Source organism: Janibacter sp. GXQ6167, from assembly GCF_041365945.1.
GTDB lineage: Bacteria > Actinomycetota > Actinomycetes > Actinomycetales > Dermatophilaceae > JBGFSK01.
This window is the reverse complement of the sequence record NZ_JBGFSK010000005.1, coordinates 225,811-242,535: the sequence shown is the minus strand read 5'-3', so window position 1 is coordinate 242,535 and position 16,725 is coordinate 225,811. Positions and strand designations below refer to the sequence as shown.

At 68.8% G+C, this 16,725-nt stretch carries 12 protein-coding genes; 9 read left to right on the top strand and 3 right to left on the bottom strand.

Annotated elements, in window-relative coordinates; genetic code table 11:
• Positions 1-21: 21 nt before the first annotated feature.
• From hutU to AB8K43_RS09640, 6 genes are all read left to right on the top strand, one after another.
• The gene (gene hutU, locus AB8K43_RS09665) at positions 22-1,704 is read left to right on the top strand and encodes a urocanate hydratase (RefSeq protein WP_370893790.1); all 1,683 of its coding nucleotides are present in this window, start codon (positions 22-24) and stop codon (positions 1,702-1,704) included.
• A gap of 2 nt (positions 1,705-1,706) precedes the next feature.
• Complete coding sequence (locus AB8K43_RS09660) at positions 1,707-2,933, top strand: allantoate amidohydrolase (RefSeq protein ID WP_370893788.1); 1,227 nt, start codon at positions 1,707-1,709, stop codon at positions 2,931-2,933.
• Between the two features lie 6 nt (positions 2,934-2,939).
• Complete coding sequence (locus AB8K43_RS09655; RefSeq protein ID WP_370893786.1) at positions 2,940-4,277, top strand: formimidoylglutamate deiminase; 1,338 nt, start codon at positions 2,940-2,942, stop codon at positions 4,275-4,277.
• Complete coding sequence (gene hutI / locus AB8K43_RS09650; RefSeq protein WP_370893784.1) at positions 4,278-5,456, top strand: imidazolonepropionase; 1,179 nt, start codon at positions 4,278-4,280, stop codon at positions 5,454-5,456.
• Between the two features lie 59 nt (positions 5,457-5,515).
• Positions 5,516-6,844: a D-alanyl-D-alanine carboxypeptidase/D-alanyl-D-alanine-endopeptidase gene (dacB, locus tag AB8K43_RS09645; RefSeq protein WP_370893782.1), complete on the top strand. Its 1,329-nt coding sequence runs from the start codon at positions 5,516-5,518 to the stop codon at positions 6,842-6,844.
• 132 nt (positions 6,845-6,976) lie between these two features.
• Complete coding sequence (locus AB8K43_RS09640) at positions 6,977-8,911, top strand: acyltransferase family protein (protein ID WP_370893780.1); 1,935 nt, start codon at positions 6,977-6,979, stop codon at positions 8,909-8,911.
• Here the strand turns inward: AB8K43_RS09640 and AB8K43_RS09635 are convergent.
• Complete coding sequence (locus tag AB8K43_RS09635) at positions 8,908-10,104, bottom strand: DNA recombination protein RmuC (RefSeq protein WP_370893778.1); 1,197 nt, start codon at positions 10,102-10,104, stop codon at positions 8,908-8,910. The genes AB8K43_RS09640 and AB8K43_RS09635 overlap by 4 nt on opposite strands.
• A gap of 62 nt (positions 10,105-10,166) precedes the next feature.
• Here AB8K43_RS09635 and AB8K43_RS09630 point away from each other — a divergent pair, with 62 nt between their 5' ends.
• Positions 10,167-10,697: an NUDIX domain-containing protein gene (locus tag AB8K43_RS09630; protein ID WP_370893776.1), complete on the top strand. Its 531-nt coding sequence runs from the start codon at positions 10,167-10,169 to the stop codon at positions 10,695-10,697.
• Here AB8K43_RS09630 and AB8K43_RS09625 read toward each other — a convergent pair.
• Both AB8K43_RS09625 and AB8K43_RS09620 read right to left on the bottom strand, forming a co-directional pair.
• A complete protein-coding gene (locus AB8K43_RS09625; RefSeq protein WP_370893774.1) occupies positions 10,677-12,011 on the bottom strand; it encodes an acyltransferase in 1,335 nt (444 codons plus the stop codon). The genes AB8K43_RS09630 and AB8K43_RS09625 overlap by 21 nt on opposite strands.
• Before the next feature lie 91 nt (positions 12,012-12,102).
• Complete coding sequence (locus AB8K43_RS09620) at positions 12,103-13,773, bottom strand: VWA domain-containing protein (RefSeq protein WP_370893772.1); 1,671 nt, start codon at positions 13,771-13,773, stop codon at positions 12,103-12,105.
• Between the two features lie 111 nt (positions 13,774-13,884).
• Here AB8K43_RS09620 and ychF point away from each other — a divergent pair, with 111 nt between their 5' ends.
• Both ychF and AB8K43_RS09610 read left to right on the top strand, forming a co-directional pair.
• Positions 13,885-14,970 carry a redox-regulated ATPase YchF gene (gene ychF, locus AB8K43_RS09615; RefSeq protein WP_370893771.1) on the top strand — a complete coding sequence of 362 codons (1,086 nt, stop codon included), beginning with the start codon at positions 13,885-13,887 and terminating at the stop codon, positions 14,968-14,970.
• Between the two features lie 269 nt (positions 14,971-15,239).
• On the top strand, positions 15,240-16,721 hold the full coding sequence (locus tag AB8K43_RS09610) for an HNH endonuclease (protein WP_370893769.1): 1,482 nt from the start codon (positions 15,240-15,242) through the stop codon (positions 16,719-16,721).
• Positions 16,722-16,725: the final 4 nt, after the last annotated feature.

Here is a 16,725-nt window from a genome sequence, read left to right as displayed (position 1 = left end):
CGCCCACTGAAAGGACCCGCCATGGATGGCGACCGCCCCGTCCGCGCCCCGCGCGGTACCGAGATCACCGCCAAGAGTTGGCAGACCGAAGCCCCCCTTCGGATGCTGATGAACAACCTCGATCCGGAGGTCGCCGAGCGCCCCGATGACCTCGTCGTCTATGGGGGCACCGGCCGCGCGGCGCGGTCGTGGGAAGCCTTCGATGCGATCGTGCGCACGCTGACCGATCTCGAGCCTGACGAGACCCTCCTCGTCCAGTCGGGCAAGCCGGTTGGGGTGTTTCGCACCAATGAGTGGGCGCCGCGGGTCCTGATCGCGAACTCCAATCTCGTCGGGGATTGGGCGACCTGGCCGGAGTTCCGCAAGCTCGAGGCCGAGGGTCTGATGATGTACGGCCAGATGACGGCCGGATCGTGGATCTACATCGCGACCCAAGGGATCCTCCAGGGCACCTTCGAGACCTTTGCCGCGGTCGCCACCAAGATGCACGGTCAGGGCCGGATCCCCGAGCCCAGCCTCGCCGGGACGCTCACGATCACCGGCGGCTGCGGCGGCATGGGAGGCGCTCAACCGCTCGCGGTCACCTTGAACGGCGGCGCCGTGCTCGTCGTCGATGTCGATGAGACCCGGCTGCGGCGGCGTCAGTCCAAGCGCTATCTCGACGAGGTGGTGACCGATCTCGACGAGGCCCTGCAGTTGCTGATCGCGGCGAAGGGGGAGCGCCGCGCCTTGTCGGTGGGTCTCGTGGGCAACGCCGCCGAGGTCTTCCCCGAGGTCTTGCGCCGCCACCGCGCCGGGGAGGTCAGCGTGGACATCGTGACCGACCAGACGAGCGCCCACGACCCCCTGAGCTATCTCCCCGCCGAGATCGCCATGGACGAGTGGGAGCGCGAGGCCGCCGCCGACCCGGAGGGCTTCACCAAGAAGGCGCGCGAGTCGATGGCTGCACAGGTCCAGGCCATGGTGGAGTTCCAAGACGAGGGGGCCGAGGTCTTCGACTACGGCAACTCGATCCGCGACGAGGCACGGCAGGCCGGGTACGCCCGGGCCTTTGAGTTCCCCGGCTTCGTCCCGGCGTACATCCGGCCGCTCTTCTGTGAAGGCCTCGGCCCCTTCCGCTGGGTGGCCCTGTCGGGTGACCCGGAGGACATCGCGGTCACCGACGCCGCGATCAAGGAACTCTTCCCGGACAACGAGCACCTCCACCGGTGGATCGATGCGGCGAGCGAGTATGTCGAGTTCGAGGGCCTGCCCGCCCGGATCTGCTGGCTCGGCTACGGCGAGCGCGACAAGGCGGGCGTGATGTTCAACGAGCTGGTGCGCACCGGCAAGGTCAAGGCGCCGATCGTCATCGGTCGCGACCACCTCGATTCCGGCTCCGTCGCCTCTCCCTATCGCGAGACCGAGTCGATGAAGGATGGGTCCGACGCGATCGCCGACTGGCCACTGCTCAATGCCCTCACCGCCACCAGCTCGGGAGCGACCTGGGTCTCGATCCACCACGGCGGGGGCGTCGGCATCGGTCGCTCGATCCACGCCGGACAGGTGGGGGTCGCCGACGGCACCGACCTCGCGGCGCAGAAGTTGGCGCGGTTGCTCACGAACGACCCTGGCATGGGCGTCATCCGCCATGCTGATGCCGGATACGAGCGGGCGATCGAGGTCGCGCACGAGCGCGGCGTCCGGATCCCGATGGAGGAGTAGGCGTGAGTACCTGGCAAGAGTCCTTCGCGGGGATGTGGGCCGAGCTGATCCCGGTCGGCCGGGACACAACGAGCGGGGGCTACCGCCGCTACGCGTGGACCTCGGAGGACGCCAGCCTGCGGGAATGGTTCACCGGCCAGTGCCTCGCTCGGGGCCTCGACCTCACCGAGGACCGGGTCGGCAATCAATGGGCCTGGTGGGGTGATGCCGAGAGCGCCCCTGGGGTCGTGACCGGTAGTCACCTCGATTCGGTGCCCGATGGTGGGGCCTATGACGGCCCGCTCGGGGTGGTCTCGGCACTCGCTGCGGTCGACGCCTTGCGGGAGAAGGGGGTGAGCCCCACCCGGCCGATCGCGGTCGTGAACTTCGTCGACGAAGAGGGAGCCCGCTTCGGCGTCGCCTGCGCAGGATCGCGTGTGCTCACCGGGGCGATGACTCCCGAGCGCGCACTGAGCCTCGCCGATGCTGACGGCATCACGATGGCGCAGGCGTGGAAGCGCTCCGGGCGGGACCCGAGCACGATGGGCCCAGATCCGGAGGCGCTCGCACGCGTTGGAGCGTTTGTTGAGCTCCACGTCGAGCAGGGCCGCGCGCTCGCCGATCCCGCGCGGGAGTGGGAGATGGACGATCCCGCTGTCGCCGTCGGGACCTCGATCTGGCCGCACGGGCGCTGGCGGATCGACCTCCCGGGAGAGGCAAACCACGCCGGGACGACGGCCTTGAGAGACCGCCACGATGCGATGCTCGCCGCCGCCGAGATCACTCTCGCGGCGCGCGCGGCGGCGCTGCGTCATGGGTGCGTCGCCACCATCGGTCGGGTCGAGGTCACCCCGAATGGCATCAACGCGATCCCAAGCCATGTCACGTGCTGGCTCGACGCGCGTGGCGCCGACGAGGGAGCGGTCCGCGCCACGGTGGCCGACGTCGCAGAGCGGGTCGAGACGCTCGGGGGCGTTTTTGCTGAGCAGTCCTGGACCGCCGACACCCCCTTCACTGCCGATCTCAGCTCGCGCGTGCACACCGCCCTCGGCGAGGCCACGCCGCTGCTCTCGACCGGCGCGGGTCACGACGCCGGGGTGCTTGCGACAGCGGGCATCCCGTCGGCGATGCTCTTCGTGCGCAACCCCACCGGCATCTCGCACAGCCCTGCCGAGTACGCCGAAAGCGCCGACTGCCTGCGCGGTGTCGAGGCTCTCGCGACCGTCCTCACCGATCTCGCGGGGGACTGATGAGTCGTGCGTAGGAGTTGGTGGGCCCCCTTCGCCCACCTGCCGACCGGGCTGGGGCGCGACGTCCTGATCTGCGAGGAGGACGGGGTCTTCGCGGCGCTCACCCCCGGGGTCGGCCGGGAGGAAGCAGCCCAAGGCGGGGCGAGCCTGCTCGAGGGCGTGGTGATCCCCGGGCTCGCGAACTGCCACAGCCACGCCTTCCACCGCGCTCTTCGCGGGCGGACGCACAGCGACGGAGGGACCTTTTGGACCTGGCGCGAGGGCATGTATCGGGTGGCGGCCCGCCTCGATCCGGACTCGTATTACCGGCTCGCGCGGGCGGTCTTCGCCGAGATGGCACTCGCGGGTGTCACCTCGGTCGGGGAGTTCCACTACGTCCACCACGCGCCCGGCGGTGCTCCGTACGCCGATCCCAATGCGATGGGCGAGGCACTCCGGGCCGCGGCTCGGGACGCGGGGGTCCGGCTGACCCTGCTTGACACGCTCTACCTGCGCGGGGGGCTCACCGAAGCCGGGCACAGTGACCTCGCCCCCGAGCAACTCCGCTTCGCTGATGGCAGCGCGCACGCCTGGGGCGAGCGCCTCGACGCCCTGCGCGACGACGCAACCACCCGGATCGGGATGGCGATGCACTCGGTGCGGGCGGTCCCCTTCGACGACCTCGCCATCGCGCGCGAGATCGCCGATCAGCGAGGTGGCGTGGTGCACGCGCACGTCAGTGAGCAACCGGCCGAAAATGCCGCCGCGCTGGGATTTTATGGACGCACGCCCGTCGAGTTGCTGGGTGACGCGGGCCTGGTCAGCTCGCGGTTCAGCGCAGTGCACGCCACTCACCTCACCGAGCGCGACGTGTCACTGCTTGGAAGCGCCGGGGCCACCGCGTGCTTCTGCCCGACGACCGAGCGTGACCTCGCCGACGGGATCGGGCCCGCCCGGGCGCTCGCCGAGGCGGGAGTGCGCCTCAGCCTCGGGAGTGATCAGCACGCCGTGGTCGATCTGCTCGAAGAGGCCCGGGCGCTGGAAATGCATGAACGCTTGCTGACCGGTGAGCGAGGACGCTTCGGGCCGGACGCTTTGCTCTCGGCCGCCACCCAACACCCGACCATCCAGTGGGATGACGTCGGGACGCTCGCGGTCGGGGAGCGCGCCGACCTCGTGGAGATCGACCGCCGCTCCACGCGCACGGCAGGCTCCGATCCCTCGCAGATCGTGCTCAGCGCCTCGGCGGCCGATGTCCGCACCGTCGTGCGCGACGGCGAGGTCATCGTGACTGGCGGCGCCCACCGGCTGGGGGATGTCGCAACCTTGCTCGCGGACGCGATCGAACCCCTCTGGGAGGACTAAATGGCCAGCACCTTGATCACGGATATCGGCGAACTCGTCACCTGCGACGGCACCGGGGACGCCGGGCTGGGAGCCAAAGATCGCCACGCGATCATCGTCGAAGACGACGTCATCGCCTGGGTCGGGCCCGCCGACTCCGCGCCCGCCGCGGACGATCTCATCGGGGTCTCCGGCCGAGCGGTCCTGCCGGGCTTCGTCGACAGCCACGCGCACTTGGTCTTCGCCGGTGACCGTTCGGCCGAGTTCGTCGCGCGGATGACGGGCGAGCCGTATGACGGCGGCGGGATCGCGGTGTCGATGGAGGCGACGCGTGCCGCCTCCGATGACGAACTGCGCGATCTGCTGGCGAGCAGGGTCGCCGAGATGCGCGCCCAGGGCACGACCACGGTCGAGATCAAATCGGGGTACGGCCTCGACGTCGACAATGAGGCGCGGGCCCTGCGGCTTGCCTCCGAGGTCACGGAGGAGACGACCTACCTCGGCGCCCATGTCGTGCCCCCGGAGTGGAGGGGTGACCGGGACGGGTATGTCGACCTCGTGACCGGCGAGATGCTCGCCGCCTGCGCCCCCTTCGCGAAGTGGATCGACGTCTTCTGCGAACCGGCGTCCCCCTTCGCCTTCACGGGGGAGGAGTCTCGCGCGGTCCTTGAGGCCGGAGCCAAGGCCGGTCTTGGGCTGCGGGTTCACGGTAATCAGCTGGGGGAGGGGCCGGGGGTGCAGTTGGCCTGCGAGCTTGGTGCGGCGAGCGTGGACCACTGCACGTACCTCACCGACGCCGATATCGCGGCGCTCGTCGACTCCGCTCAGACCACCGTCGCGACCCTCCTGCCGGGGGTGGAGTTCTCGACACACTCGCCCTATCCGGACGCGCGAGCACTGCTCGACGCCGGGGTATCGGTGGCGCTCGCGACCGACTGCAACCCGGGGACCTGCTATTCGTCGTCGATGCCCTTCGTCATCGCGCTCGCGGTGCGCGAGATGGGTATGACCCCGGCCGAAGCCGTCGTCGCCGCAACCGTGGGGGGCGCGAACGCGTTGCGTCGCACCGACATCGGTCGGATCGTCGAAGGGGGACGCGCTCACCTCGCCGTGCTCGATGCTCCGTCCCATCGGCACCTCTCCTACCGCGCTGGCGTGCCGATCGCCCGAACACTCTGGCCTGTGCGTACCAACCGGTAGCCCCGGGCGGAGGAGTAACCTCCGGCGCGCCACCACGTCGTCGTATCGCGGAGGGGACCATGACTCGACGCTCGGCAATCTGCGCAGGGATCAGCGCAACACTGCTCGCCACGCTGTTGATGGCGCCCGGCGCTGCCGCAAGGCGAGGTGATCCGGCGCCGGCGCCGCCGGATCTGGAGCGCCATCGCGAGTTGGTCACGGGGGTACCGGCCGATGCTCCGCCGCAGGAGATCCCGGCGCTTCGCCAGAGCGTCCCCGCTCTCGATGAGGCTCGTCTCGCGGCCCGGCTTACGTCCCGCAGCGACGTTGCGGCCCCGTATCTCGTGGGCGCGGCCACGCGGGCTGATGGCAAGGCTCTATGGTCCGCTCGCAGCATCACTCCGGTTCGACCCGCCTCGCTGATGAAGGTCGTCACCGCACACACGGCGCTGAAGACCTTCGGCCCTCGGCACCGTTATCTGACGAAGGTGCGGCGTGATTCGAGCAGCCCGGCACGGGTCTACCTCCAAGGATCCGGGGATCCGACGCTCAGCAGCGCCCGCATCCGCGCTCTTGCCTCGGCGACAGCGACGGCCCAAAAGGCCGAGGGAGCGACCCGGGTCCAGGTTCGCTACGACGACTACCTGCTCCCCCTTCCCACCAATGCGACCGGTTGGCAGATCGATGACGTCCCCACGTGGGTGGCGCCGGTGCGGGCTCTCGTGCGCGACTCTCGCAACGTCCGCAACACCAGCGCCGACGCCGCCACCTACTTCGCGTCCCGGTTGCGCGCTCATGGACTCACCGTCGTCGACACCAAGCGGGGGCGCACCCCGAGCGGTGCCTCGACGCTCGCCACGACCTCCTCACCGCAATTGATGGTGATCGTTCAGGACATGCTCCGGGTTTCACAAAACGATTACGCCGAGGCGCTGCTGTGGACGTCCGGCGTGAAGGCGGGAGCGCCGCGCACCTGGGCGGGCGTGACGGGGCACTCCCGCAGACTCCTCGCGCGCGGGGGAGTCGACGTCAGCCGCCTCGACCTCTACGACGGATCCGGGCTCTCTCGAAGCGACCGGGTTACGGCGCAGGCGATGAGGCAGCTCCTCGGGGCGATCGATCGCGACCCGGCCCTGACGTCGGTGATCTACGACTCCAAAGGCATGCCGATCGCGGGCCGGACCGGGACCCTGGAGGATCGCTATCGCACCGACCCCACCGACTGTGCTGCCGTGCGGGTGCGCGCCAAGACCGGGTCGTTGAGCTCGACGACCGCCCTCGCTGGGCGCGCCACGGGGACCGATGGCAAGACGCGCTCCTTCGTCTTCATCATCGACGGTCGGACCGGCGGAGCGGCGACGCGCGAGCAGGTCGACCGGCTCGCGACCACCGTGACCGGCTGCTGGTGATCGCTCGATGAGACACGTCACACCCTTTAGGGTGTAACCGGGGGACAACCACGTGGGCAGGAGCGGCGTCTAGGGAGATGTCGCTCATCGCGGCGACGCCCCCGATCCGGCCCAATCCAGAAAGGCCCCTTCGTGCCTCGCCCCCAGAAGTCCCACGGCCAGTACTACCCCGGCCTCGACGGCGTCCGCGCCTTGGCCGTGATCGCCGTCGTCGCGTACCACCTTGGGGTGCCGGGGGTCGGGGGAGGGCTGCTCGGGGTCGGCGTGTTCTTCACCCTGAGCGGGTACCTCATTACGAGTCTGCTCATCGCGGAGCATTCTCGTCATGGACGGATCCGGTTGGGCCAGTTCTGGATTCGCCGCGCGCGCCGCCTGCTGCCCGCCGTCATCGTGGTGCTGGGCGTGGTCCTCGTCGCAACCGCGCTCGTGAACCGAGACGACCTCGGGCGCATGCTCGGATCGGCCGGGGCCGCCTTGTTCTACGTCGCCAACTGGCACACGATCGCCGCCGGAGACTCGTACTTCGCCCGCTTCCAGGCGCCCGACCCGCTCGGGCACCTGTGGTCGCTGTCGATCGAGGAGCAGTTCTACCTCGTCTGGCCCCTGCTCTTGCTCCTCCTTCCGGTCCTCGCTCGCGGCCGCAAGGTCTGGGTCGTGCGGATCACCGTCTTCCTCGCGCTCGCCTCGTTTGTGCTCCTGGCGGTCCTCGCCCAGCCGGGCATGGACAACACCCGCGCCTACGAAGGCACGGATACCCGAGCCGGTGGGCTGCTCCTCGGGGCTGCCGCCGCCATGGTCTGGCCGCTCGGGAGTCGCCCGAACGCGGGTGCACGCCTCAGCGCACGGGGCTGGGATGTCGCTGGTGTGCTCGGACTCGGCGCGATCGCTGCCCTGGTCGCGACGACGGACCAGTACTCCATGAGCCTTTATCGCGGTGGGCTATTGGCCCTTACCGTGGCGACGATCGCTGTTGTCGTGGCGGTCGGCCAGCCCGGAAGCCTCCTTGGGCGGGTCCTCGGCGTCGCCCCCCTTCGCTGGATTGGCGAGCGCAGTTACGGCATATATCTGTGGCATTTGCCGGTGTTGATCTTTGTCGGACCGCGGCTCGGCAGCCTCGCCCCGGTGTGGCGAGGCGTGGTCCTCGTCGCGATGATCCTCACCATCTCGGCCCTCTCGTGGGTGCTCGTCGAGGACCCGATCCGCAAGCACGGGTTGCGGGCCGCGTGGCGAGGCCGGGTCACTAAGCCCGCCCGCGCCGGTCTCGTTGCTCGTGCCGGGGCGCTCACGACGACGGCGGTGGCGGGCCTCACGGTGCCGGCGCTCGCTTTCGCGGCGAGCCCGACCGTGGATGCCGCGAGCCCCCTCAGCGACGCGAACCCGGCGCCGCCCCCGCGTGCCGTCGCGACGGCACCGAAGACCCCGGCTCCGAGCGTGCGCCCGATGACGCGCTGCGAGCGGGTCATCCACGTCGGTGACTCGACCTCTGAGGGGTTGATCTCTCCGGACTACCTGCCGAAGCCCGAGCAGCGCATCGATGCGCAATACCGGGACTTCGGGGCGAAGGAGGTCACCACCGATATTTCGGGGGCGCGCTCGATCGTCGAGACCTGGAAGGACCAGCCGAACGCTGAGCAAGCCGTGCAGTCCCACGCCGCCGAAGCCGGTCCCGGGACGTGCTGGGTCTTCGCGATGGGGACCAACGACACCGCCAATCAGTTCGTCGGTGGAGTCGTGCCCTACGGCGAGCGCATCGAGCGGTTGATGAAGCACGTCGGCGACGCCCCGGTGATGTGGGTGAACGTGAAGTCACTGCTCTCCAGTGGGCCCTACTCTGACGCCAACATGCAGGCCTGGGACGACGCGCTCGTCACGGCCGCTGCGAAGTATCCGAACATGAGGGTCTACGACTGGCGTAGCGAGGTGAAGCGGTCGTGGTACCAGGCCGACGGGATCCACTTCACCAGCGCTGGCTACGCGCAACGGGCCAAGCGGATCGCGCGAGCTCTCGGACGGGCCTTCCCCGCGCAAGGAGAGTCGCCGACGCAGGTCCTGGTCAGCTCGCGCTAGGCCCCCGAGGCTCGTCGCACGCTCGATGGGCTCTGCTCAGCGGGGCCGAAGTCGAGCTCCGGGCGCCGCTCGGTGGCCTCGTCGAGCAACTCGGCGGCCGTCAGCGGGCGCGGCACCTGCTCTAAGCCACCGAGCTCGACGATCTCCTCGCCGGGGACCCCGAGGTCTCTCATGCGCCGCGCGCTCACCAAGACGCGAGTCTCGAGGGCACCGACCATCTGGTTGTAGGCCTCGACGCTGGACTGGATTGCTCGGCCCATGCGGGCCGTGTGCTTGCCCATCGTCGCCAGCCGGTGGTGCAGGTCCCGTCCGACCTGGAGTAACTCGCGAGCGTCGTGCGCGAGGGCGTCCTGCTGCCAGGCGAAAGCGACCGTTCGCAGGAGGGCGAGGAGGGTGCCGGGAGACGCCAGGACCACCCGCTCGCTCATCGCGCGCTCATGGAGCTCGGGGTCGTGGGCCAGGGCCGCAGCCAAAGTGGCATCGGTCGGCACGAAGCACACCACCATCTCCGGGGTGGAGCCGATCGCGGTCCAGTACTCCTTCGTGCCGAGCGCGCGGACATGGCGCGCGAGGTCCGCGGCATGCTCGCCGAGGAGGCGGTCGCGGGTCCGCGGATCCTCGGCTGCATCCTCGGACTGAGCCTCGAGCCAGCGGCTCATCGGGGTCTTGGCATCGATCACGAGGTGCTTGTCACCCGGGAGGTGGACGACGACGTCGGGGCGGACCGACGACCCGGCGGCGTTCTCCCCCTTCGCCTGGGTGTCGAAATCGCAGCGGGGGAGCATCCCCGAGAGCTCGAGGACGCGTCGCAACTGGACCTCTCCCCAACTCCCACGCACCGAGGACACCCGCAGCGACGCGGTGAGCGCCGCCGTCTCGCGACCGACGGTCGTGCTCGCGTCGGCGACATCCGCCAGGGCCTCGCGGATGGTCGCGAACTGCTGCATCCGATCACGTTCCAAGGTCGAGACCTGCCCCTCGACCCGGCGCAGGGTCTCGCGCATGGGTGCCAGTTCGGTGGCCGTGCGGGCGTCATGGATCAGGCTGGCTTCGAGGTCAGCGACGCGCTCACGCAGCACATCGCGCTCGGCGGTAGCAGCCGCGAAACGGGCGGCGCCTTGACCGCGAAGAGCCAACCAGGCTCCGAGCGCTCCGAGGGCCAGTCCGACGACGATGGCGAAGAGGATCTCCATGACCTGAGCGTCGCAGGACCCACCGACAACGCGGTCTCGGCTCGCGGGGTTAGGGTGACGACATGGCCAAGTCCTCGGGTGAACGCCCCGATCTCGGGACCGAGTCCGGACGGCTCGCCTTCATCAAGATCCTCAACAGTCGGCTACCCAAGAAGCGGCTCATTGCCCAGGGGCTGCTGCGCGACACCGAGGGTCGGGTGCTGCTCTGCGAGTTGCGTTATAAGAAGGATTGGGACCTGCCGGGCGGGGTGGTCGACCCCGGGGAGTCGCCCGCGGCCTGCCTGGCGCGGGAGGTCCGCGAGGAGCTCGGTCTCGACTTCGCGGTGGGCGGATTGATCGCGGTGAACTGGTTACCGCCGTACCGCGGATGGGACGACGCCCTGCTCCTCCTCTTCGACCTCGGCGAGGTCCCCACCGATCGCTTGGATGACGCCACACTCCAGCCGCGAGAGATCGCTGCAGTGCACTGGGTGGATCCGGGCGAGGTCGGCGGCCATGTGGCGCCGTACACCGCGAGCATGATCGCCGAAGCCATCGAGGCCGACCCGGGCCGTCCGGTCGAACTCGACAACTCAGTGCCGCGCGAGATCTGACGAAGGGGGCGTCGGCCACCTCGTGAGCGCCCATCCGAGCAGGACGAGCAGAGCCCCGACGCCCGGTCGGAACTGCACGCCGCCGAGGGCAATGCCGCCCGGTGTCCATGGGTCGACGAAACCCGAGCAGGCAAGCATCGTGAGCCCGATCGCGGCGATGAGGCCGCCGAGGCCCGAGAGGATGCCTGGCCGAGCGGCCGCTCGCGCTGGGAGGCGCTCGGCCCGGGCGAAGATCGCGACGAGGACGAAGGTGAGAGCGGCCGAGGCCGCGATCCAGCCGATCTTATGGATCCACCAGGCGCCGGACCCGACGAGTGGCAGGGCGACCTTCAGCGGTCCGAGCGCGACGGCCGCGACCAGGATGAGCGCGGTCAGGTGCCACAAGAAGAGGGTCATCACGCTGACATTGATCGCCACGACACTCGCCCAGACCCGCGGCCGATCCAGCCACCGCAGCAGCCAGGGGCGAGCGATCATCACCAGTGCCGTTTGCAGGATCGCGACGACGATGACGCAGACGCTCGGGGGCATCATGTTGGAGGTGGTTTGGCCGGGCAGACCGATCATCGACACGGGGTAGGGCCCGACCACCATCAACAGCACGAGGGTTGCGATGGCGCCCGCGGACACCGCGCCCCAGGCGCGACGCGAGAGTTCGGCGAGTCGCCCTTCGGCGTAGAGATACCCGAGTTCGGCACAGAAGATGAAGACGGTCGCGTACGAGAGGTAGCCGAGCAGAGCCCAACTCGTCCCTTGCAGCCGATCCAGTAGGAGGGTCACGACCGGGAGGGTCGCGAGGAGCAACCACGGGTGGCGTTGATGCAACCGGAGTTGGAGCGGTGCAAGCAGGGTGATCATCACGTAGACCGCGAGGAACCAGAGCACCATGGCGGCGGCGCGGGCACCCGTCGTGAGCAGGTCAGCAGGCGCGCCGAGAGCGATGGCGATATTCGCTCCCACCAACCAGATGGCTCCGAAGACGATGGTGGGACGCAGGACTCGTTCGACGCGGCCGGCGATGAAGGCGGCAACGGTCGCCCTGGGGCGAGTGAGGGCGAGGTGATTTGTGAAGCCGGCCGCGAGGAAGAACAGCGGCATGACCTGCAATACCCAGGTGAGTGGATGTGCCCACGCCTCGACCTCGAGGACATTGCGCAGGCGCACTCCGCCGCCCAGATCCCGCACAAACGCAGCCATCGTCCAGTGGCCGAGCACGACCACGACGATGCTGGCCCCCCGGACGAGGTCGATGAGCCGGTCGCGACTCGCAGGCGTCGCCGCGTCGAGGGCAGAGGCGGAGGTGGGCAGGGGCATGACTCGCTCCTTCGGTGGCGCACTCATGCCTCCCAACGGTGGCAGGGGCTCGCCCCCTTCGCGATGGGGAGGAGTACTCGGGTGCGGTGGTCTATTCCCCGCAGCCGTACCCACTCACGATCATCTGGACGCGGTCGCTCCCCATGAATGACATGGCGCCGAGATCGTCGAAGGATCCCACTGATGCAACAAACTGGTCGTCATTCCCGTAGAGCGACTCGACGGGCCCAAGATCCGGGTGCGCCGCTCGAATCTGGTCGAAGGTGTCTCCAACCGTCGCCCCACCCGTAGTGCGAAGGGGTGGCGTGTCTGGCGGCTGCTCCCACAGCCCGTACGTCCAGCCGGCTGCGGTCAGCGGCAGCGATTCGGCGTCCGGCGGCAGGTCGAAGGATCGGACGTCCCCCGGGGGTTTCAGCAACAGCGCGAACGATCTCCACTCGACTCGCTGGCCGTACTGGCCACTCGGCTCGCAGACCACGCCGCGGGGTTCGACCTTCGTGGGTGGGCCGAGCCGGGCGGTGAGCCACTCGACCGCTTGCTGACCGTCGGTCGGCATCTGCGAGCCGTCGGTCGATCGGACCTTCCCGGCGACATCTAGTTGGATCGTGGCAGCGCCGGCCTCCCATCCGGGCTCGACGTAGCAGCGGCAGAGGGTGATCGCGATGATCTGGTCGGCGCTGTCGGTCACGACCCGCCAGCCGTTGCGGGCGTCGTCTCCTGTCGCGCTCGCCGTCGCAGGGTAGATGTACTCGTTCTGCCCGTTGGTCAGGCCGTCCCCGGAGGTGCGAACGATCGCCTCGCCGTACACCTGGTTCGCAGTGGTGATCGGGTCGCCAACCTTCACCTCATCAATGGTGGCGGTGGCCCCTCCGGTCGGTTCGATGCTGGTCAACTGGTCGTCGGTGAAGGTCCAGCGGCAGTCCTTCCACTCGATGACGAGGATCGTCTTGCCCTCTTCGTCGCGGCTTTGGCCGCTGGTCGGGAACCCGGGTGCCGCCTTCGCGGCATCGGCCACGCTCATGCCGAGGGAAACGCCGTGGACGCCCTGTGGTGAGAGCTGGGTAGCGGCGTGCTCCGGGTTGGTGACCGCGAGGAGCCGGGCGGAGAGTTGCTCGGCGTTGTCGGCTGTGACGTACACGCCGCCGCTCGAGCGCGCGATGCACTCGAGGCCCTCGTCGCTGGCGCGGAAGCCGATCGTGGAGATCTTCACCCCGGGACGCTGCTTGACGATTTCCTGAGCGACTTCGCACGGCGGTGGCGTGCACTTATCCTCGCCGTCACTGATGAGCGCGATCACGGCGGGAGCGTCGCCCGTGGGCAGGAGGTCTGCGGCTTGTCTGAGCGATGGGCCGATGGGGGTCCATCCGGCGGGGGAAAGCCCTGCCACCTTCTTTTTCGCATCGGGCGGATCGATCGCACCCAAGGGGGTGAGGACGGTCACGTCCTGGCACCCTTTGCCTGGCCCGGACTTGCCCGTCGAGTTGGTCCCGTAGGTGAGCATCGCGAAGGGGTTGCCCTCGGGCAGCGCGTCGATGAGGACTCCCGCGGCGTTTTTCGCTGCAGCCATCCGGGTCCCCTTGACGTCGGTTTCCTTCATTGAGCCCGACGCGTCGACAACGAGGACCACGGGAGTGTCGGGCCGGGCCGAAGTGGGGGCGTCCGTCGTCTGGTCCCCTGCGCCCGACGACAGACACCCCGCGAGGATGAGAGCCCCGACCATCGGGCCGATCAACGCCCGCGCCCGATGGAAACTCATCCTCATGGCCCAACCCTTGCTGGGTCATCGACCGCGGGATAGTCCACAGATTCGGGGAGGGTCTCATCCCCTTCGTCGTGCGGGCGCATCCCCCGTCGCGGGTAAACTCCTGTCCCCGTGGCACTTACCATCGGAATCGTCGGGCTCCCCAACGTCGGCAAGTCGACGATGTTCAACGCTCTGACCAAGAACAACGTCCTCGCTGCGAACTACCCCTTCGCGACCATCGAGCCCAATGTCGGCGTCGTGCCGCTGCCCGATGAGCGGCTGAACCGGCTCGCCGAGATCTTCGGGAGCCAGCGGATCCTCCCCGCGACGGTGTCCTTCGTCGACATCGCCGGGATCGTGCGCGGCGCGAGCGAAGGGGAGGGGCTCGGCAACAAGTTCCTCGCCAATATCCGCGAGGCGGATGCCATCTGCCAGGTGGTGCGCTCCTTCGTCGATGACGACGTCACCCACGTCGACGGCAAGGTCGACCCGGCCTCCGATATGGAGACGATCAACACCGAGCTCATCCTCGCCGACCTGCAGACCCTCGAGACCGCGGTCCCGCGCCTCGAGAAGGAGGTCAAGGGCAAGAAGACCGACCCCGCGGTGCTCGCGACCGCAGTCGCAGCGCGCGAGGTGCTCGAAGGGGGCGACACCCTCTTCGCGAAGGGGGAGTCCGCGGGTGTCGACATGGAGATCGCCCGCCAGCTCGGGCTGCTCACGACCAAGCCTTTCCTCTACGTCTTCAATGTCGACGAGGACCAGTTGACCGACGACGACTTCCAGGCGCAGATGCAGGCGCTCGTCGAGCCCGCCGAGGCGATCTTCTTGAACGCCAAGCTCGAGTCCGAGGTCGCCGAACTGGACGACGACGACGCGCGCGAACTCCTCGAGTCCGTTGGAATCACCGAACCGGGTCTCGATCAGTTGGCGCACAAGGGTTTTCGCACCCTCGGCCTGCAGACCTATCTCACTGCCGGCCCGAAGGAAGCCCGCGCCTGGACGATTCGGCAGGGCTGGACCGCGCCGAAGGCTGCCGGAGTCATCCACACCGACTTCGAGCGCGGCTTCATTAAGGCCGAGGTCGTCTCCTTCGATGATCTCGTCGCTGCCGGTTCGATGGTCGACGCCAAGGCGGCCGGCAAGGTCCGGATGGAAGGCAAGGACTACGTCATGGTTGATGGCGACGTGGTCGAGTTCCGCTTCAACGTCTGACGGTCCTCCCCCGGCGAGAAGGGCGATCAGAGCCAGAGATCGGTCACTACCCCCGACAGTGGGGCGGTGATTAGTGCAGAGATCTCCGACGGGCGGATGCGGCTGACCCTTGCGGACCCGGTCGGGTCTGGCAGCAAGTGGTTGAGTCCGTTGAGCATTGACCTCCGGCTCTGATAACCCAGGGGGACTTTCGGGGCACCTCTTGACCATTGATCGAACATATGTTCTAATAGTTGAGAGGGGATTCGAAGGGCACGAGGGGGTGCGTCGTGGCGGTTGATCTCGTAAGTGGGGTGCAGGGTGAGACCTCTGCAGGCATCGCTCGATGCATCCTTGATTGGCTGGGGTCGGCGGGGTCAGAGTCGCTGACGGACGCCGAGAGCCTGGATTTGATCACCCTCATGGAATCGGTCAAGGGCGCCGCAGCGGCCGTGCAGGTACGCGTGACGGCTCAGTTGGTGGGCCGGCGCGACGCCGATAGTGCGCAGGCTCGGGCGCGGGGCGAGATCAGTGCAGCGGATGAGAAACGTTGCCGTGCGGGGACTCGGGCCGAAATCGCTCTCGCGCGACGCTGCTCGCCTACTCTCGCCGACCGACACGTCGGACTGGCCGTAGCCCTTGACGCCGAGATGCCGCACACCTTGCACGCGCTGTCGCGCGGCGAGATCTCTGAGTGGCGGGCGACGCTGATGGTGCGCGAGACGGCGTGCCTCAGCGCGGACGATCGGCGCGAGGTGGACCGCAGGATCGGGCCCGATCTGCCCCGGCTGGGGGATCGCGCGATCGTTCGTGCCGCGCAACTGATCGCCGTCGAGCGTGACCAGGAGTCGATCGTCGAGCGGCGACGCCGGGCGGCGGCCTCGCGCCGGGTGTCGGTGCGGCCGGCGGCGGACGGGATGGCGTACCTCAGCGTGCTCGGGCCGTTGACCGAGATTGTCGGAGCGTACGCCGCGCTGACGGTCGCCGAGAGGTCGAGGTGGGCCATGACAGGCGACCCCAGGATCGATCAACTCCGTACCCAGGACAGGCGCGGGGTCGGCGAATGGATGGCCGATACCGCCCTAGAGCGGCTCTCCGGGCGCGGCGAGGGCGAGGTCCAGCCGGTCGAGATCAACCTCGTGATGACGCCCGGGGCGCTGCTTCCATCTCTGGCTACTGGCGATGGTGCGGACTCGCGCGTCGAGATCCCTGGCTGGGGTACTGCGCCCGCCGGTGATGTCCGTGCTCATCTGGCCCGACTACTTGCCGACACCGGCCGGGCTGAGAATGGCGGTAGCCGCGCCGCAGGAGTCTGGCTCCGCCGCCTCTTCACCAGCCCCGACGGGCGAGACCTGGTCTCGATGGACTCGAGCCGACGTCGGTTCGACGGGGCATTGCGGACCTTCCTCGCTCTTCGCGATCCGACCTGCCGCTTCCCGTGGTGCGATGCGCCGAGCCGCGATATCGATCACGTCGCCCGGCACGCCGACGGAGGCGCGACCAGTGCAGACAACGGGATGGGGCTCTGCCACCGGCACAACCAAGTGAAAGAGCTGCCGGGCTGGCGAGTCACCGTCGAGGCTGCCGGTGCGGGACCGCCAAACGGATGGATCAACCGTGGGCGGTGGACCCACGCGGTCTCCATCAAGACTCCGGGCGGCCGCTTCGCGTGGGCCACCGCACCGCCGATCCTTGGCATCGGCACCAAGCAGGATCCCCCGATGTCGCCGGGAGAGCAGTACTACTACGACCTTGTCGTCGCCGCAGCGTGAAACT